19 protein-coding genes are annotated in these 19,420 nt (G+C 39.2%); 6 read left to right on the top strand and 13 right to left on the bottom strand.

What is annotated here, in order from left to right; all coding sequences use genetic code 11:
* The 4 genes from rsxC to PR834_RS01970 all read right to left on the bottom strand — a co-directional run.
* The coding region (rsxC, locus tag PR834_RS01955; RefSeq protein ID WP_272525432.1) for an electron transport complex subunit RsxC at window positions 1–1,697 on the bottom strand (1,697 nt) is incomplete at its 3' end.
* Window positions 1,690–2,304, bottom strand: a complete 615-nt coding sequence (gene rsxB / locus PR834_RS01960; protein WP_136135101.1) for an electron transport complex subunit RsxB — start codon at window positions 2,302–2,304, stop codon at window positions 1,690–1,692. The genes rsxB and rsxC, both read right to left, overlap by 8 nt.
* A complete protein-coding gene (gene rsxA / locus PR834_RS01965) occupies window positions 2,304–2,885 on the bottom strand; it encodes an electron transport complex subunit RsxA (RefSeq protein ID WP_004254254.1) in 582 nt (193 codons plus the stop codon). Before rsxA ends, rsxB begins: the two co-directional genes overlap by 1 nt.
* Window positions 2,886–2,969: 84 nt before the next feature.
* Complete coding sequence (locus tag PR834_RS01970; protein WP_094960548.1) at window positions 2,970–3,410, bottom strand: DUF2569 domain-containing protein; 441 nt, start codon at window positions 3,408–3,410, stop codon at window positions 2,970–2,972.
* 128 nt (window positions 3,411–3,538) lie between these two features.
* On the opposite strand from PR834_RS01970, the gene PR834_RS01975 reads away from it, so the two are divergent.
* Both PR834_RS01975 and PR834_RS01980 read left to right on the top strand, forming a co-directional pair.
* A complete protein-coding gene (locus PR834_RS01975) occupies window positions 3,539–4,582 on the top strand; it encodes an oxidoreductase (RefSeq protein ID WP_196724927.1) in 1,044 nt (347 codons plus the stop codon).
* Between the two features lie 60 nt (window positions 4,583–4,642).
* Window positions 4,643–5,620, top strand: a complete 978-nt coding sequence (locus PR834_RS01980) for a bile acid:sodium symporter family protein (RefSeq protein ID WP_112307120.1) — start codon at window positions 4,643–4,645, stop codon at window positions 5,618–5,620.
* Window positions 5,621–5,875: 255 nt separating this feature from the next.
* On the opposite strand, the gene add is transcribed toward PR834_RS01980, so the two are convergent.
* From add to manA, 3 genes are all read right to left on the bottom strand, one after another.
* Window positions 5,876–6,877: an adenosine deaminase gene (gene add, locus PR834_RS01985; RefSeq protein ID WP_004254279.1), complete on the bottom strand. Its 1,002-nt coding sequence runs from the start codon at window positions 6,875–6,877 to the stop codon at window positions 5,876–5,878.
* A 212-nt stretch (window positions 6,878–7,089) separates the two neighbouring features.
* Window positions 7,090–8,736, bottom strand: a complete 1,647-nt coding sequence (locus PR834_RS01990; protein WP_226617032.1) for a YdgA family protein — start codon at window positions 8,734–8,736, stop codon at window positions 7,090–7,092.
* Between the two features lie 106 nt (window positions 8,737–8,842).
* Window positions 8,843–10,018, bottom strand: coding sequence for a mannose-6-phosphate isomerase (gene manA, locus PR834_RS01995; RefSeq protein ID WP_036957724.1), 1,176 nt, complete (start codon window positions 10,016–10,018; stop codon window positions 8,843–8,845).
* A gap of 179 nt (window positions 10,019–10,197) precedes the next feature.
* Here manA and fumC point away from each other — a divergent pair, with 179 nt between their 5' ends.
* Window positions 10,198–11,595 carry a class II fumarate hydratase gene (gene fumC, locus PR834_RS02000; protein ID WP_036957725.1) on the top strand — a complete coding sequence of 466 codons (1,398 nt, stop codon included), beginning with the start codon at window positions 10,198–10,200 and terminating at the stop codon, window positions 11,593–11,595.
* Window positions 11,596–11,654: 59 nt separating this feature from the next.
* Here the strand turns inward: fumC and tus are convergent, their stop codons facing one another.
* The 3 genes from tus to PR834_RS02015 all read right to left on the bottom strand — a co-directional run bounded on the left by tus (window position 11,655) and on the right by PR834_RS02015 (window position 14,645).
* On the bottom strand, window positions 11,655–12,569 hold the full coding sequence (gene tus, locus PR834_RS02005) for a DNA replication terminus site-binding protein (protein WP_144140058.1): 915 nt from the start codon (window positions 12,567–12,569) through the stop codon (window positions 11,655–11,657).
* A gap of 141 nt (window positions 12,570–12,710) precedes the next feature.
* Window positions 12,711–13,289 (bottom strand): lytic polysaccharide monooxygenase, encoded by a 579-nt coding sequence (locus PR834_RS02010; RefSeq protein WP_231135975.1) that lies wholly within the window; start codon window positions 13,287–13,289, stop codon window positions 12,711–12,713.
* Between the two features lie 84 nt (window positions 13,290–13,373).
* On the bottom strand, window positions 13,374–14,645 hold the full coding sequence (locus PR834_RS02015; protein WP_004254299.1) for an MFS transporter: 1,272 nt from the start codon (window positions 14,643–14,645) through the stop codon (window positions 13,374–13,376).
* A 125-nt stretch (window positions 14,646–14,770) separates the two neighbouring features.
* On the opposite strand from PR834_RS02015, the gene PR834_RS02020 reads away from it, so the two are divergent.
* From PR834_RS02020 to bioD, 3 genes are all read left to right on the top strand, one after another.
* The gene (locus PR834_RS02020; protein ID WP_036957727.1) at window positions 14,771–15,682 is read left to right on the top strand and encodes a LysR family transcriptional regulator; all 912 of its coding nucleotides are present in this window, start codon (window positions 14,771–14,773) and stop codon (window positions 15,680–15,682) included.
* Window positions 15,683–15,773: 91 nt separating this feature from the next.
* Complete coding sequence (locus PR834_RS02025; protein ID WP_094960553.1) at window positions 15,774–16,985, top strand: ROK family protein; 1,212 nt, start codon at window positions 15,774–15,776, stop codon at window positions 16,983–16,985.
* Window positions 16,986–17,127: 142 nt separating this feature from the next.
* Window positions 17,128–17,802: a dethiobiotin synthase gene (gene bioD / locus PR834_RS02030; protein WP_004254308.1), complete on the top strand. Its 675-nt coding sequence runs from the start codon at window positions 17,128–17,130 to the stop codon at window positions 17,800–17,802.
* A 72-nt stretch (window positions 17,803–17,874) separates the two neighbouring features.
* Here bioD and PR834_RS02035 read toward each other — a convergent pair whose 3' ends face one another.
* From PR834_RS02035 to ydfG, 3 genes are all read right to left on the bottom strand, one after another.
* Window positions 17,875–18,108, bottom strand: a complete 234-nt coding sequence (locus PR834_RS02035) for a DUF1161 domain-containing protein (protein ID WP_036957728.1) — start codon at window positions 18,106–18,108, stop codon at window positions 17,875–17,877.
* 45 nt (window positions 18,109–18,153) lie between these two features.
* A complete protein-coding gene (locus PR834_RS02040) occupies window positions 18,154–18,525 on the bottom strand; it encodes a DUF1283 family protein (RefSeq protein ID WP_036957730.1) in 372 nt (123 codons plus the stop codon).
* Between the two features lie 82 nt (window positions 18,526–18,607).
* Window positions 18,608–19,357 (bottom strand): bifunctional NADP-dependent 3-hydroxy acid dehydrogenase/3-hydroxypropionate dehydrogenase YdfG, encoded by a 750-nt coding sequence (gene ydfG, locus PR834_RS02045; protein ID WP_140172176.1) that lies wholly within the window; start codon window positions 19,355–19,357, stop codon window positions 18,608–18,610.
* Between the last annotated feature and the right edge of the window lie 63 nt (window positions 19,358–19,420).

Here is a 19,420-nt window from a genome sequence, read left to right on the forward strand (position 1 = left end):
GCCACAGCGGTTTTGCGAGGATCATCCGTGGCCTCTATATCAGTAGGTTCTACTGGTGTATTGGCCAGTTTTTCCGCCTGTTTAGCACGTGCTCGTGCTTTACGGGCTTCGCGAGCAGCAATCACAGCACTATTGTCTGGTAATTCACCGGAAACAATCTTAATTGGTTCGGTTGTCGCACTTTGTTTGGCTTTAACCCGGGCTAAAGCTGCATTAACGGCATCTTTATCAGCGCTATCTACCTGTACAGCAGCTTTTTTATGACGTTCTTCCCTCGCTTGCTTATCACGTTCCATACGCAACTGTTTTGCTTCAAAACGCAATTTTGCTTCAGCAGCACGGCGCTCTTCTTGAGCTATTTCACGAATTTCTGCTTTTTCTTGACGATAATATTGCACTAGCGGAATATTACTTGGGCACACATAAGCACATGCACCACACTCTATGCAGTCAAATAAATTATGTTTTTGCGCTTTTTCGTGTTCATCTCCTTTACTGAACCAGTAAAGTTGCTGAGGAAGTAACCCGGCTGGGCAGGCATCGACACACAACCCACAACGAATACACGCTTCTTCTAGTGCTTTAGGTCCCATTTCTTCCATTGTGGGAACCAGTAAACAGTTGCAAATCTTAACCACAGGAACATTTAAGTCGGGTAGGGTAAAGCCCATTAAAGGCCCCCCCATAATCACCATTTGTTCTGGTCCAGGGTTAAAACCTGATTGCTGTAATAGATGTTTAACGGGGGTGCCTAAACGCGCCCAAAAATTACCCGGTTTACTGATGGCTTCACCAGTAACGGTTACCACACGCTCAATCAATGGCTGACCATCGATAACCGCACGCTTAATGGCGACGACAGTACCCACGTTTTGCATTAACACACCAATTTGTGACGAACGCGCACCGGATGGCACTTCTTTTCCCGTCAAAATTTTAGTCAGCTGTTTGGCACCACCTGATGGGTATTTTGTTGGTATAACTCGGATGAATATTTGTTTGTCTTGCGAGGTGACAGCATCTTTTAGAGCTTGGATAGCCTCGGGTTTATTGTCTTCAATACCAATTAATACTTGGTCTGGGGTTAATAAATGCTGTAAAACACGACAGCCTTCAATAACTTCCTGTGCATGTTCTTGCATTAACCTATCATCAGCTGTGATATAAGGCTCACATTCAGCTGCATTAATGATTAATGTTTTAATCGCATCTTGACCACCGGCCAATTTTGATGCGGTTGGGAAACCTGCACCACCGAGGCCGGCTATCCCAGCTTGTTCAATTTTTTGCAGTAATTCAGCACGGGTTAGTTGAATGTAATTAGGCTCTGGGGACAAAGTACACCATGTATCATGGCCATCGGCTGCAATACGCACACACAATTCTTTTAAGCCTGAAGGGTGTGCCGTTACCATAGGTTCAATTGCAGTGATCACTCCTGAAGTTGATGCATGAACAGGTACAGTACGCCCAAGCCCTTTAGTCAATGGCTGGCCTTTTAATACTGAGTCACCAACCTGAACAATTAGCTCTCCCTCAGGGCCCAAATGTTGTTGTAATGGGATAATCAGCTCATTGGGCACTGATGCAATACGCATCGGTGTTTGGCTAGATTGTAGCTTCATTTCAGGCGGATGGATCCCACCTTTAAAATCCCAAATATTATCTTTTTTCAACCAATTAAAGAGCTTAAGCATGAGTTTCACCTCTTGCTTTAGTGACAAGCTGTTCATGGGGTTCAACACTAATATTTTTTACTGGGATAGTGTTTAAATCCCATTTCCAATTGGCTGTAGTCGTTTTCACAGGAACAAGTTCAATACAATCTGTAGGACAAGGGGCGACGCATAAGTCGCAGCCTGTGCACAAGTCTTCAATCACAGTATGCATGGCGCGGGTTGCACCAACAATGGCATCAACAGGGCAAGCTTGAATGCATTTAGTACAACCAATGCAGTTTTCTTCGTCGATAATAGCCACTTTACGAACGGGGTTTTGCGCGGCTTCATCGCCATCAATCGGCTGAGGGTCGACATTAAGCAACTCAGCGATTTTTAGCATGACTTGCTCGCCACCAGGGGCGCATTTGTTGATCATTTCCCCATTATTTGCAACCGCTTCGGCGTAAGGGCGGCAGCCAGGATAACTGCATTGACCGCACTGGCTTTGAGGCAATATTGCTTCAACTTGTTCGACAATAGGGTCTGCTTCAACTTTAAAGCGTAATGAGGCGTAACCTAACATCAGCCCAAATATCAGGCCAAAAACGGCTAATATACCGATAGCAATCCATACAGACATCATTAGAATTTCACCAAACCACTAAAGCCCATAAACGCGAGAGACATTAAGCCAGCTGTAATTAACCCAATTGATGATCCTTTAAATGGAGCAGGAACATTGGCAACAGCTAAACGTTCGCGAATAGCGGCAAATAAAACCATTACTAATGAGAAACCCACAGCAGCGCCAAAACCGTACACGGCAGACTGCATAAAAGTATGAGACATATTAATATTTAATAAGGCAACACCAAGAACCGCACAGTTGGTGGTAATTAAAGGCAGAAAAATACCGAGTAAACGGTAAAGCGTTGGGCTCGTTTTCCTGACCACCATTTCAGTAAACTGTACAACAACAGCAATCGCTAAAATAAAGCTTAGCGTCCGCAGATAGACAAGATCGAGAGGAATAAGGACAAGTGTGTCAATCAACCAAGAACTGATTGACGCTAATGTCATAACAAACGTCGTTGCTAAGCCCATTCCAATGGCCGGTTCGAGTTTTTTTGAGACGCCCATAAAAGGGCATAAGCCAAGGAATTTAACGAGAACGAAGTTGTTAACCAGCACTGTTCCAACAAAGAGTAATAAATAATCAGTCATGCTATTGCCTGAAATGAAAAAAGAACAAAAACTGGCCGAAGCCAGTTAAACTATCATTATGATATCAAGCAATTTATGTGATGCTTATCGATCTTGTGTGAAAGTCATTTTCACACGTTGAGAGCGTTTTAGATAAGGGACAAAGAAACCCGCGCCAATTAAAGGCCATGCTAAGACCTGCAAAGCGGTTTCATCGTCAATAGGTGAAAATGCGAAGGTTTTTATACCTAATAATAACAAAATGAGTAGCCAAATAATAAAACGGCGGGGGAAATGCTTTGAGCGGGAAAACATCAGTTGCAGTACATGAATACTGAAAATAGTCATCCCAACAGCGATGGCAAATGACAGATACCAAGCGGCAGGAATAAAACTTGTCCAATGATCAACAGTCGTGACAATCTCATAAAATTTAATGCAATACATAACAGTCATACTGCAAACAGCTAAAAAGGTTAATAACAAATAGATCGCTGGAACTAATAGCCAGCCAGTGATGCGGTTAGCGTCATAAACTGAAGTCATAATTAATCAAACCCATTTTGGCAAATTCGCTGGACAATCTACAATCCTATCATAGATTTATTTGCCATTTCATTCCTTCTGATGGTACTTTTTATCTCTACCTGAGTTTATCGTTGTATGAGGTCTAAATGTCTAAACCAATTAAAGTCGCGATCATCGGATATGGCTATGCCAGTAAAACATTTCATGCTCCCTTCCTTGGTATTTTAGAAGGGTATGATTTAACAACGATTTCTAGCAGTGACCCGAGTAAGGTTAAGGCAGATTGGCCAAATATTCATGTTGCCGCCTCTCCGGAAGCTGTTTTTGCTGATAAAGATATCGAACTAGTCGTTATTCCTACGCCTAATGATACTCACTTTCCTCTTGCTCAAGCGGCATTAGCAGCAGGGAAGCACGTCGTTGTCGATAAACCATTTACATTAGATGTCTCACAAGCAGAACAATTAAAACAACAAGCGGAGCAAGCAGGAAAATTATTGTCGGTTTATCATAACCGCCGATGGGATTCAGGTTTTTTAACAGTTAAAAAAATATTAGAAGAAGGTAAGCTAGGCGATATTAAATATTATGAATCACATTTTGATCGTTATCGTCCGCTAGTTAGGCAACGTTGGCGTGAAGCTGATATTCCTGGAGCAGGTATTTGGTACGACTTAGGGCCGCACTTGTTGGATCAAGTCCTGCAGTATTTTGGTAGGCCTTTAGGGATCAGCGTTGATCTTGCTATGATCCGCCCTAATGCACAGGCAGTGGATTACTTTCATGCCGTTTTGCAATATGCAGATAAGAAGGTTGTATTACATGCAACAACATTAGCTGCTGCACCAACACCGATATATGTTATTCATGGAATGAATGGTAGTTATGTTAAATATGGTTTAGATCCCCAAGAAGACTGTTTAAAAGCTGGCCAACGACCAGAAGGGGCTGATTGGGGAGTTGATACCAATATGGGGAGCGTGACGTTGTCACAAGGTGATGAGCTTATAACACAATCGTGGCCAAACCAACGCGGTAATTATGGTGGTTATTATCAAGGGATATATGATGCGATTCGCCATGGTAAACCAAACCCTGTCACACCGAGTGAAGCAATAGATATTATGAAGCTTATTGAAGCAGGTATACGTTCGGCAAAAGAAAAACGCACAATCGAAGCAATATTTTAACGTCATTAACGCACACTATAAGGCCAGTTAACATAACTGGCTTTTATTATGGATAATCGAATGAATTTGCTAGCTAAACTGAGAATCGACCCATTTTTACTTATCATGATTGGCGTTGTCATTCTAGCCAGCCTTTTTCCTTGTGAAGGCGATATAAAAACGGGGTTTCAATATTTAACTACTGCTGCAATTGCATTATTGTTCTTTATGCATGGGGCTAAGTTATCTCGTGAATCAATAATGGCAGGGATAGGGCATTGGCGTCTCCACCTCTTGGTTTTTGCGAGTACATTTATTGTATTTCCTATCGTAGGCTTAGGGCTTGCGGTGATTGTACCTAAATGGATGTCACCTACCGTATATATGGGCTTTTTATATCTGTGTGCTTTACCTGCGACCGTACAGTCAGCAATTGCTTTCACTTCGGTGGCCGGGGGAAATATTGCCGCGGCTATTTGTAGTGCATCAGCGTCAAGCATTCTTGGGGTTTTTCTTTCACCAATCTTAGTTGGTTTATTGATGGATGCTGATGGCAGCCAAGCCATGGATACGCTCAATGCAATAGGGTCTATTTTAATGCAATTGATGCTGCCATTTGTTGTGGGGCATTTGTCTCGACCATTGATTGCCAATTGGATAAACCGGAATAGAAAATTAGTTAATATGACTGACCGGTCTTCAATATTATTGGTTGTTTATGTGGCATTTAGTGAAGCGGTTGTCGAGGGGATTTGGCAGAAAATAGACGCATTATCACTCTTTATGATTGTGGTTGTCACTTGCGTTATTTTATTTATTATCATTGTATTCAATACATTGGCTGCACGGTTGCTAGGTTTTAGCAAAGAAGATGAGATTACTATCGTGTTTTGTGGCTCGAAAAAGAGCCTAGCTAACGGAGTCCCAATGGCGAACGTCTTGTTTCCTGCTGCGACAGTAGGGGTCATCTTATTGCCACTGATGATTTTCCATCAAATACAACTTATGGTCAGTGCTGTACTTGCACAGCGTTATGCTAAACGATTATCGACCAAATAAGCACAAATATTGAGGGGATTAGTAACAACCCCTCATGTTTTTTGCTGTTTATTTATAAGGGTACTTATTTAGTTACAACATACAATAGGGCTTTATAATTGATACATTAACAACAGTGTTTATACGTTAAGTATAAAAAAGCTAACTAGAGGGGGAAGTGATTGGTTAATGATGACGGTCTATTGGTGTGTAAAGAGATGTGAAATGTTTGAGAGAGTTATCAGGGTTATAATAAATACCCTGATAACATTTAAATTAACGGGTAGCGGCTTTATGTAAGAGCGCTTTTTTCTCACTTTCAGATAAAAATGCCATACTTAGGCCATTACGTTGCGCTTGTTCTATTTCTGCTGAAGTTAAACCTGCTTGCGGGGCTGCAACTTCATACTCATAGCGTAACTCAATACCTTGAACTGCTGGGTCATCTGTATTAATTGAAGCCAATACACCTTGTTGCAAAAAGGTTTTTAATGGGTGTTGAGCAAGGGATGGCACAGTGCTTGTTTGAATATTTGATGTTAAACAGCTTTCCATACCAATTTGATGTTTTACTAAATATTCAATTAAAGCAGGGTCTTCTATTGCCTTTACACCATGGCCAATTCGTTGTGCACCTAATACATTGATAGCATGCCAAATACTGTTCGCTCCAGCCGCTTCACCTGCATGAACAGTGATATTTAACCCTGTATCTCTAGCTTTGATAAAGTGTGACTCAAATAACTCTCCAGGGAAACCTAGTTCATCTCCAGCTAAATCTAAAGCACATAAGTGATGACGATGAGCTAATAGTCCTTGTAATTCAGTTGTACAGGCTTGTTGGCCAAAAGTACGGCTCAAAATTCCAATTAAATTAATTTTAATGTCGAATTGTTGGCATCCAGCACGCACGCCATCAATAATAGCTTCAACGACACCTTCTACAGGTAGCTGGTGTTTCATGGCCATATAGTATGGAGAGAAGCGTAGCTCTGCGTAATCGATACCAGCATTAAAAGCATCTTCGACATTTTCAAATGCCACACGGCGGCATGCTTCTAAATCTGCTAAAACAGCGACTCCCCAATCGAGTTTTGCTAAGAAACCGACTAAATCAGCTTCTTGTCCTATAATTTGGACGTGAGGGCGCAAAGCTTCAAGTTCTGTCGCTGGTAATTGAATGTGATGCTGTTCTGCTAAGGAAAGAATCGTTTCTGGGCGGATATTGCCATCAAGGTGGCGGTGTAAATCGGTTAAAGGTAAATGTGTTTTAATCACGGAATGATCCTTTATCTATTTTCTATCCTCATTTTGGCTTTTATTTTTCCAAATGCAATTCCAAATCACGAAAAATGTGAAACGTGATCAATAATTACATTTTAATTGTGATATATATCACACTTGAGTGGGGTGTCAAATAAAAAAGCCAGCTATATGGGTTCACTTCATATTAACTGGCTTTTGTGACTAAATTGTATCGATTAGATTAATTAGTTAGCTGGCGCTGCATCTTGTGGTGCTAATTCAGGCTCAACTTCCATTTCTGGTGCTGGTTCTGCATCTGGAGCAGGTACAGCTTCATATTCTAATGCATCTTCTGGGTTAGACATCACTTTCATCTTAGTGAGGAACTCAGCTAAGGTATATTTGTCATTATTGAATGTCAGGTCATTACCTGCAAATTTGATAGTCATAGTTAAATCATTTTCGCTATCAATCATCCAAGGTGATTTTTTCTGTTTAGCTTTTTCAGCACGTTCTTCATCTGTCATAAACATTTCTTCAAATGGAGAAGAGAACATATCTGAAGTCAGCATTTGCTGAACACCTTCAAATTCAGAAGTAACCATACCTTTCATTTCTTTCTTAGTTTCAGCATTAACTGGAACACCTTGATCTAAAATCATTGCTTGAGTCATTGATTCGATCATCATTGGCTTGTTCAGTTTTAAATTGAAATCAAAAGAAGTAATGAGTTGCTTGATAGCTTCATCAACTTTGTTAGACATTGCTAACGCAGTAATTTCATCTTGGTTCCATTTATTAAATGTGATGTTTAGGTCAACTGAACTTTGGCCAGCTTCATTTTTCCAGTAGAAGGGGCTAACAGTGAATACAGGCTTGCTTTTCATTAGCTCTGGCAATGTTGTAGACATCATTTCCATCGCTAAACGCTCTGTTGCTTCAGTTGGGTCACCATTAGCTAAGCCTTGAGCTAATGCTTCATTATATTGTTCAACGAATTTACCTAATGCTTTAGCATCTAATTTTTCAATAGCAACAGTCAGTTCGCCAGAACCTAAGTTTTGCTCTAACGCCTTTAAGTCAGAGATGCTATAAGAAATATTCCCTTTCACATCTTCGCCAGTAATAGAGGTGTCGCTTGAAATTTTGAAATCTTTAAAAGAAAATTTAGTTTCAGGAATGTTGAAATCTGTATCAGCAATAACAAATGACTGGGTTCCAGTGTAGAAGCCATATTGTGATTTTGTTACATTAGAGACTAATTTTAAGCCTTTTAATGTCATAGATTCAGAGTTATCTTTTTTACCAATAACTAAATTATCAGTGACTAAAGTTGCATCAACGGCAGCAAGATCAGAAGTTGTTGATACATCAAACTTAGAACCACTGAAAGATAATGAAACGTCATCTTTCTTATACTCGACAGGGATCAGCTCTAAATTGGTATCAATACTTTTGCTATAGCCAATGACAGCAGAACCATGAATAAATGGTTTACCTTGAGTCGCTTCGAATAATTCTTTTGTCGTCGCGTTGTTAGCTAATTCAATTTGCGTCGCTGCTAATTTTGGTAATAAATTAAACTTAGCGACTTGTGATAATGGGAATGGACCGTGGTCAATATTCGTTTTGAATACAATTGAGTCTTCTGGTGATACTGAATCCGCAGAGGTGATTACGATATCTGCTTTAGATGAAAAAACACCTTTTTCATAATTTTCTACTTTAAAATTCAAACCTGACTCAGGCACATTTACAGCAAAAAAATCGTTGGTTTTGAGAATTACTCTATCAAGTTCATCTTTTACTTTAGAACCTGTATACCATGAAGCTCCAGTCCACACTGCCCCCAGAGCAACAATAACACCAACCGCGACTAATGACTTTTTCATTATAAACATCCATCCTTTCAGCACGTTATTGCCGTACTTATAAATTTATAAAAGTTTTATATAATCGTCTTCATACAATGAAGACGGTTAAATACAGAATATGACACTATTTGTTAAATACCCGGGCTAGTTTGCCACTGCCATTAATGGTTATGCTTTTCTCATAAGCAGGCAAGAAAACAGATTCACCTGAATTAATGCATATTTCATCATTACTTGAATGTAAAACTAACTGGCCTTCAATACAGAACAAAATTGAGGCACTATTGTTAGATAGCGCAACTTCCGAGTGGGTTATAGAATATATATTAAATGCAAAATCTTCTACTGGAATATTATATTTCCAGATATTTCCAGATTTTTCGGGAATACTTAATAAATCCTTTGCAAACGTAGGCTTAAAGTCAATGTTAGCAATCAGCTCTGGGATATCTATGTGCTTATTTGTTAACCCAGCACGCAGTACATTATCTGAGTTTGCCATCACCTCTAACCCAACACCTTCTAGATATGCATGTGGCGTTCTGGCATATAAAAACATCGCTTCACCAGGTTCTAATTCAACGATGTTAAGAAGAAGAGGGGTAAATAGCCCATTATCTTCAGGATATAGGCTAACCATTTGCTTTATTGAGTTCCATGGCTCGCCTTGTCGGCTGTTTAAAGCGGCTTTCAATACGCCAAGTGCTAAATCTTTTTGTTCACCTGTTAAATTAAGAATTTGTGCAAATAAACGAGATAACTTTTCTTTTGTTGGGTCTTGAACAAATAATTGGATATCAGGATGTGCAGCTGAAACAAAATCCAGTAATTGCGCGATTTCATTCAGTGGGCGAAACGCGTTCATTGCCTTAAAAGGTGTTAACGCAAAGATTAATTCAGGCTTATGGTTGTCATCTTTATAATTGCGTATTGGGGAATCTAGTGGGATGCCAGCCGAATTTTCTTTAGCAAAACCAACTTCAGCATAAGTTTTGTTTGGATGTACTTGAACAGACAACGGTTGAGCAGCACATAACACTTTAAATAAATAAGGTAAACGATGATAAGTTTGTGCGACATGCTGACCTAAGTAGGCTTCAGGATCACTTTCAATTAAGGCGTTAAGTGGAATACTTTGATTTTTTTCCGCATCGAGAACTTCGGAGCTTGCTTTTGGATGAGCACCCATCCAAAGTTCAGCCATAGGTAAGCTATCAGGGTTTGAAATCCCATATAACTTAGTCAGGGCCGTTTTACTGCCCCAGTCATAGTTTTGGACTTTGTTTATCATTTTAAGCATAGCAAAATTCTCTTTTTCATAAAAATCAACTGATTTCCTTTTCACTACAATACAATAAGCTCGACCAAGTCTCATAAATGAAATTCAATTTGTGGCATTATACTGCTCGGTTATTTGCTTACCTGCAAGCAGATGATTCTAAAATCAATTATTCTGTGTATGTACCTAAGGAGATAGTAATGGCAGCCACTCGCATTGAAAAAGACTCAATGGGACCAATTGAAGTACCTGCTGACCAATTGTGGGGCGCGCAAACGCAGCGTTCTTTAGAACATTTCCGTATATCTGTAGAAAAAATGCCTGTTGCGTTAATTCACGCACTCGCTATCACTAAAAAAGCCGCTGCTAGTGTTAATATGGATCTTGGATTATTAGCTAAAGAGCGCGGCGATGCAATCATTGCTGCTGCTGACGAAGTTTTAGCTGGTAAACATCCAACGGAATTTCCTCTAGCTATTTGGCAAACCGGTTCTGGTACGCAAAGTAACATGAACATGAACGAGGTTTTAGCTAACCGTGGTAGCGAAATTCTCGGTGGTCAACGTGGTAATGATCGTCTTATTCACCCTAATGATGATGTGAATAAAAGTCAAAGTTCAAATGATGTTTTCCCAACGGCAATGCACGTTGCTGCGGTCGTCGCAATCCGCGAACATCTTCTCCCTGAACTGAAAATTTTGCATCAAACATTAGATGCAAAAGCGAAAGAATTTAAAGATATTGTAAAAATCGGTCGTACTCACTTGCAAGATGCAACCCCGTTGACGCTAGGCCAAGAAATTTCAGGTTGGGCTGCAATGTTAGCGCATAATGAAAAACACATTGAAAATTCTGTTCCTCATGTGTGTGAATTAGCGCTAGGTGGTACAGCAGTAGGGACTGGTTTAAATACGCATCCTGAATATGCGGTACGTGTTGCGAAAAAAATCGCAGAATTAACTGGCCAACCATTTGTTACGGCACCTAATAAATTTGAAGCATTAGCAACTTGCGATAGCCTTGTACATGCACATGGTGCTTTAAAGGGCTTAGCTGCCTCTTTAATGAAAATTGCCAATGATGTTAGGTGGTTAGCATCTGGTCCTCGCTGCGGTATTGGTGAAATATCTATCCCAGAAAATGAGCCTGGCAGTTCAATCATGCCAGGTAAAGTAAATCCTACACAGTGTGAAGCACTGACTATGTTATGTGCACAAGTTATGGGGAATGATGTTGCTGTTAACATTGGTGGGGCATCCGGTAATTTTGAGCTGAATGTATTCCGCCCAATGCTAATTGATAATTTCTTACAGTCTGTTCGCTTATTAGCTGATGGTATGCGTAGCTTTAATGAGCATTGTGCGATTGGAATTGAACCAAATCGTGAGCGTATTGAAAAATTACTTCATGAATCGCTAATGTTAGTGACAGCTTTAAATACTCACATTGGGTACGATAAAGCCGCAGAAATTGCTAAAAAAGCGCATAAAGAAGGACTGACGCTGAAAGAATCCGCATTGAAATTAAACTATTTAACAGAAGAACAGTTCAATGATTGGGTTCGTCCAGAAGATATGGTTGGCAGCATGAAATCTTAAGCTAGCTTATTAAACTGGCTTTATATAACACCCATACTGTTTGACAGATGGGTGTTTTTTTAGCGTTCTATATACAAATTTAAACGTGGTATTAATAGTTCAACTGCTTTTGCTCTGGGCCGATTACGGATTGCAATGTTATTGGCATGGTAATCGGGAAGTTCACCGACTTTAATTTCTGCCACCGTTTTTTCAAGCGCAAAAACAAATAAAGGCGTTGCACAAGCAAACTGGGTTTGTTTCTGTTGTTCTTTATCCCACACACGAGCGATTGGCTGAACTTTGACTGGCCGTTGAGTTTTTAAAACCGCATTGTAAGGTAGGGCGTCAATTAAGCGAATTTCATTTTCCAATTGTAAGCGCCAGTGCTCTTTTGGTAAATGAAGAGGGCAGCGGCCACTTTCTAAGCTTGCTTGTAAGCGGTCTCGCATTGCTTCTTTTGTGACTTTATTGATAACTTTTTTATTCGCCCAGCCAAAATTAATCGTATCGACATCAATCAATGAAGAGAGGGTTCGGTAGGTATTCAATGTTAGTAGGCCATGTAAACTATCACGAATAAATTCGAATCGATGAGGTTCGTCAACTTGTGTGACAATGGCTTTTATATGCATTTTTAACTCATTGATCTTTAAAATTAATGAATTAAAGTTACGATAAGTTTGCAAATTAGTTTGTACACATATAACCCCCGGTAAACGGATAGCGGCTTTGTTGCTGACCTCGTCTGGTTTGTTTTGTAAAAACAATAAATTAACTAACTTTACTGTTTCACGTATCGCATCATGACCAACTAATGTTTGTACTGAGATTTGTTCTATCTCATTATTCTCTTCACCTTTAATTACTGAAGGTAACTGGAAGACATGAGCTGTAAATGGAACTTGTTTTGATTGTTCCAATAACAACAGGCTAAATTGGTTTATTTGTGATTCCAATTCATTGAACGTATTAATTAAATCTTGTTTTTTCATAGTTTAGTTACAACATTCAAATGGGTGATAAACAATAAATAACATAAACTCTCGTGTTTATCTATAAGAAAATCAGAGTCAAAAAGGGCAAGTGAGGCATTTTAACACTTGCCCCTTTCTTATATAAGCTTTCCTTTGACGTTAATTTATTTCTGTATCAATAACTTGATAAAACGCATTTTGCGTATCATCTATCGTCCAAATGGCTAAAATGACATGGTAACCTTTTTGATTTTTTGGCAATACACACTTGTGCTCAACAGTCTCTTCTGGAAACTCTACGCGTTCAAATTTACAAAATGGCGTTAGTGTAAATTGATTACGAGATAGCAAGGCGTTTGGCTGCCAGTCTGGCTGAGTTATGAAATATTCCCATTTTGTCGTTTTATGTTTTGCTGTGATGCGCCATTTAAACCTAACATAAGGTGAATTTAAGATAACCCGTTGCCATCGATTCGCAGTTTGTATGTCTAAGGGAGAAAAAGCAGCAATACCGGCGCTAGCAATTTTTCCATCAACTGGGCCATATTGAGGAAAACCTTTTTGGCCTTCAATAGATTGCGGTTCATATTGCACCGCTCCGCAGTGGGTATTTACCCCTTGCTTGCAGTAATATGAACGACTTTCAGGGGATTCGACATAGCCATGGGACCAAACAAAAGAACTACAGCATAGGAGTAATGGGGCAATTAAAAATGGTTTTATAGAGAATGGTTTCATTGGGTTTCCTCGTAATTAATAGACTTTTTTATCATCTACTAATCACGAGAAGGTATGGTAGTTTAACCTTTATTAGTTCCTAATCTACTGGTTATAACAAATTGATTTCAAACGGTAAGCAATGACTATGCCAATAAATAATATTCCAGCAATAAATAGCGCAACGCCATTCCAGCCAAAGTGTTGCCAAAATAAGCCACCAACCGTACCTGCAATACTTGACCCAGCGTAATAACTAAATAAATACAGAGAAGACGCTTGTCCACGTGCTCGTTTAGCTCTGCGTCCCACCCAGCTACTCGCTACAGAGTGCGCTGCAAAAAAGCCCGTTGTTAGTATTGTCATTCCTAGCAGCACTAACCAAACATTTGAATATAGTGTGATTAAAATACCAACTAACATCATAGTAATAGACGCTATGAGCACTCGTCCAAGTCCATACTTGTGAATTAAACTTCCCGTTTTAGTCGCACTGTAAGTCCCTGTTAAATAAATAACGGATAACAAGCCAACAGTAGACTGAGAAAAAGAGTAAGGCGCTTCAAGTAAACGATATCCAATGTAGTTGTACATTGTGACAAAACCACCCATCAAAACAAAGCCTTCAATAAATAGAAAAGGTAAGCCTTTGTCTCTAAAGTGTAGATGCAAATTAACCCATAGATTCTTAGGTTTTAAAGAACTCGCACGAAAATGCTGAGAAGGGGGCAATAAGCGCCAAAAACCAATAGCCGCGATCAAAGCTAACGAACCTAAAATCACAACGGCAACACGCCATGAATAAAAATCAGCAATCACTCCCGTCACCAAACGGCCGCTCATTCCACCCAATGAATTACCACTAATATATAACCCCATGGATAACGCAACATAACTTGGATGGATCTCTTCACTCAAATAAGTCATAGCGACAGCAGCAACGCCACTTAACGATAAACCAACTAATGCCCTCGCAATTAAGATCCCTTGCCAACTCTGCATGACTGAACTGAGCAGAGTAAATAGTGCAGCACAAGCCAATGCAATAACCATCACATTTTTGCGACCTATTGCATCTGAAATTGGCCCGGTAATCAGTAAACCTAATGCCATCAAGCCAGTACTCAGTGATAATGATAAGCTTGCAGTTGCAGGGGAAATATTAAAATCCTCTGACAGCATAGGTAATATTGGCTGAACAAAATATAGCAAAGCGAATGTGGCAAAGCCCACCGTAAAAAAAGATAAGGTTACACGTAAATACAGCGCATCATCTCTTTGTATATAATGTTTTTTGGGTGTGGTATTTCCCTGCAAGGGTGTTCTTATTCCTTCATTAGGCCGCTCAGATGTGAGGCTATTTTGTGAGTGTTCCATGTTTATTCCTTGTCATACCAACACGTTTGATTTCGATCAAAGAATAGAAACTTTCTAGTTTTTTGTCTAATATATTAATTATTAATAATAATACTTTAAACATATTAATGGGTATTAACCAAAAGATGAGTATAGAACTTAGACATCTTCGATACTTTATTGCTGTCGCTGAAGAGCTTCATTTTGGCAAGGCAGCTGAACGTCTGCATATTTCACAGCCCCCTTTAAGCCAGCAAATACAAATGCTTGAAGAGAAAGTTAATGCAAAATTGTTAGAAAGGAATAATCGAAACGTTGCGTTAACGCCTGCGGGGGCAATGTTCTTAAAAGAGGCATATCAAATTTTAGCTCAAGTCGATGCGGCTGCGACAAAAGCAGCTCGCATGGAAAAAGGCGAACTTGGGGAGTTATCTATTGGATTTACGTCAACTACGCCATTTATGCACAAAGTTACCATGAGTTTACGGCAGTATCGGGAAGCTTACCCTGAAGTTTCTATTCATATGCATCAGATGAATACCAAACAACAGATAGCGCCATTAATTACGGGGCGAATTGATATTGGCATTATGAGAAATACAGTGTTACCAGAACAATTGGATTACCAACTATTATTTAAAGAACCATTTATGGTTGCCGTCTATGAAGGCCATCCATTATTAGAATTTATTGATGTTGGTGTTGATATTCAACAACTTGCTGATTATCCATTCATTTTCTTTGAACGTGATGTTGGTACCGCACTATATGATGAAATAAATCAATTGTTAACATCTGCGGGAGTGGTACCCACCATTTCTCAAGAAGCGGGGGAAGCCATGACCATTTTAGGATTAGTTTCCGCGGGAATGGGAATTTCTGTGATTACAGAATCATTCACACGAATGAAAATTGATGGTGTAAAATACTTAAAACTCACTAATATTAATGCTTCATCTGAAGTTTGGTTAGTCTACAATACTCGTAGAACGTTACCTGCCGTAGCCAAAAAATTAACAAATCTTTTGATGGCCAACATTGTTGGCAACCAAGAGTGAGCTAGTTCACATTTTCAATGTAAACGAAATCATTCATACACAGATTAAGGCATAATAACTCATTGCTTTATAAAGGAATTGAATTATTACCATGGTGAATCAAACTGGTCACATTGACCAAATCAAACAGTTAAATACGGGTATTGTATATCGTATCATTGATCAACATGGTCCAATTTCGCGTATTGCCTTGTCAAAACAGGCTCAGCTTGCGCCTGCCAGTATCACTAAAATTACACGTGAACTTATGGATGCTCACTTAATCAAAGAGTTAGAGTTTCCAGTGCTTGGTTTACGTGGGCGTCCAGCTGTAGGGCTGGTAATTGAAAGTGAAGGGTGGCAATTTCTAGCGATCCGTATTGAAGGCCAGAAACTGATTATTTCCTTGAAAGAAATTAACGCAGTTACCTTGGCTCAAACAGAATATCCATTCACACCGTTAGGCAATAGTGAATTCATGGATTCGCTTACTGAATTAATCAGTCAATTTTTTGCTAGCCATCAAAAAATATTAGAAAGAGTCACTGCAATTAGCATTCTTATTGATGGTATATTAGATCCTCATACAGGTGTTATTTATCAGCATCCATCTTTTAAAATCCACCAACTGGCCATAGCGGAATCTCTTACCAAGCAAACCGGTTTACCAGTTTATTTACACCCTCCTGTGGATGCTTTAGCGTTAATGGATCATTTCTCTCATCAAGAGAAAAGAAAAGAAAAAAATATTATTTACTTACAGCTACAAGATGTTGTTAATGTCATGGTGCTAAGCCATGGAACAACATTAGATACAAATACCCATCGGCCTATTTTGTTCGGCCATACCCAATGTGAACCTTGTAACCATAACTTTTGCTATTGTGGTAGCGATGGTTGCTTGGAAACCCAAACTTCTATTCCTGCAATATTACACCTAGCTGAAAGTTTGCTAATAAACTACCCTGATTCGCATTTACATCAGAAAAATATCTCAATTGATAACATTTGCTCTGGAGCAATATCAAACGATAGCCTTTGTGTTTATCTTATTAATCAGGTTGCTCAACGGTTGGCAAAACCATTAGGATTGATGGTGAATTTATTGGGGAGCGAGCTAATTTTGGTAAACTCCCCATTGAATCAAGATTCTGAGTTATTTTTAGAATGTTTACATAATCATATAAACAAACATACGATCCCTCTATATTCATCTAATTTAGTAATAGAAAAATCCATATTTACCGTTAAGGATAGTGAAACGTCATTAATACAGAGAGCGTTATATGATGGTTCTCTACTACTACAACTATTACAAGGCTAAAACAATTCGATAATATTTATACTATCGTACACAAAATTGAGCTAACGCAAACTTCTCACTTACCCATTCCAATAAACTGAATCCATATCATTTTTGCAGCTTATTGCTGTATAAGTCTGTCACTTCAGGATAGAAAAAGACCATGATCAATCTATTTGTTACCGGGACAGATACAGATGTCGGGAAGACAGTATCGACGCTTGCCATCCTGCAAGCACTAAATAGCCAAGGAATTAAAGCCGTGGGCTATAAACCTATTGCGGATCAATGCATTGATACCCCTGAAGGAATCAGAAATAAAGATGCATTGCTAATCCACAGTGTTTCTCAAGACCTTGTTTCCTATGATGAAGTTAATCCTGTGCGTATCACAGATAATTACAGTCATGAAAATAGCATTGATTTTAATAAAATAAAGCATGGGTTAGACCATTTACATCATCAATGCGATATGGTTGTTATCGAAGGTAATGGGGGATGGCGCTATCTACTTGATGATAATACTTTTTATGCGGACTGGTTAAAAGATCAGCCGGTCGGTGTTATCTTAGTCGTCGGTATTCAACATGGCTGTGTTAATCATGCATTATTAACCGCTGATGCAATTCGAGCCGATGGGTTACCATTAATAGGTTGGATGGCAAACCGCATCAACCCAGGGTTGGCACACTACGCCCAAATAATTGACCGGTTGCAACATCATATTAAGGCTCCATTAATTGGAGAAATTCCATATTTATTGCGCCCTGAAGAAAAAGAGTTAGGGCATTACCTCAATACAGATAAACTGCAAGAACTTATCGCTATTCCTAACTAATTACTTAATAAGCAATAAAAGAAAAAGGGCGCCATCATCAAATAGCGCCCTTGATTCTATCTAAATTGTAACCTAGTGACGAGTATAAATGATTTTATAAGAATCATTTTGGCAGTGCCCGACAACTTGGCCTTTAGACGAGTCAACTTCATCATTAGGCACTGCAACCAAACTAAAGTTATCAGCAGGAACGCCATTATTGATAATCTTTTGTTTAATTTCCTCAATCACACTTTCACATGAAGCTTGGGCAAAAACTGGCACTAGCACCAGTGCAAATAAGGGTAACAACAATTTCTTTTTCATCTTCTCTCCTTGATCAACAGCTCCATAAGACAACCTATTATAAGGTTATGGATTATTAATTGGACGGCCATTACTTACATCAAGGCAACGTTTAGTGCTCGGTTCCCAGTAAGCATTTAGATTGAGGCTTTTTTCGCATTTATCTTTTGCATCAAAAGCCTGATCTACTTTATCAAACTCTTTTTCGGTACGAGTATTAACCTTTTTGCGCAACATACGGGTATCATCCCATTGTTCCTTTTCTTGACGCGCTTGCTCTTTATTAAGAGAGTCATCGCCTTTGCCCACAGAAACGCAAGTACTGCCTGCAGTGCATGATGTCGTGGATTGTGCCGCAGAAGACGATGTAGCCCAAAGTAAAGGGAGACATAAACAAATCGCAGTTAAGCCAGTTTTCAACATTTTGTGTGAACTCATGTAAATTCCTTACTAAACAGGACAGATAACCTGAGTATAGCTAAAAAAGTGTCAGTGCGTCTGTATAGAATAGTACTAAAAATTAAATCTGTTTATGTACTGTTAAACCTGCAAAAGTTTGGCAAACAGGCATCAATTCTAATGTATTTACATTCATATGTGCAGGTAATGTGGCAACCCAGTATACCGTTTCCGCGATATCTTCAGGGGTTAGAGCGTCAGCGCCTTGATAAGTACTAGCCGCTTTATCATCATCTCCTTTAAAGCGAATATTTGAAAATTCTGTTCCACCGACTAGGCCTGGTTCAATATCAGTCACTCGGATTTTTTTCCCCTGTAAATCAGCACGTAAACCAAGTGAAAACTGTTTAACAAAGGCTTTGGTTGCACCGTAAACATTGCCACCTTTGTAAGGCCAGCTCGCCGCCGTAGAGCCAATATTAATAATATGGCCATGATTTTCGGCTACCATGTTTTGCAGCACTTCATAAGTCATATTCACTAAACCTTTAGTATTTGTATTAATCATAACGTCCCAATCATCAGGATTGGCGTCAAATGCAGGTTCTAAACCTAATGCTAAACCTGCATTATTTACTAAAACATCGATTTTTTTGAGATGTGCAGGTAAATTTGCAATCGAATCATGGATTGCTTTTCTATCTTGGATATCTAAAGTTAACGGATAAAATTTATCACCTAACTCTTTATGGAGGGCTTCTAAACGTTCTGTTCTACGTCCTGTACCAATAACAGTGTAATTATGTTTGATAAATCGACGGGCAATTGATTCACCAAAACCAGAAGAAGCACCTGTTACTAAAATAATCATTGAAAACCTCATAGTTGTTATTGTCGTGTTAGCGTGATTTCATTTTAACGCTATCTATTGGGA

Source organism: Providencia sp. PROV182 (genome assembly GCF_028480325.1).
Classification (GTDB): domain Bacteria; phylum Pseudomonadota; class Gammaproteobacteria; order Enterobacterales; family Enterobacteriaceae; genus Providencia; species Providencia hangzhouensis.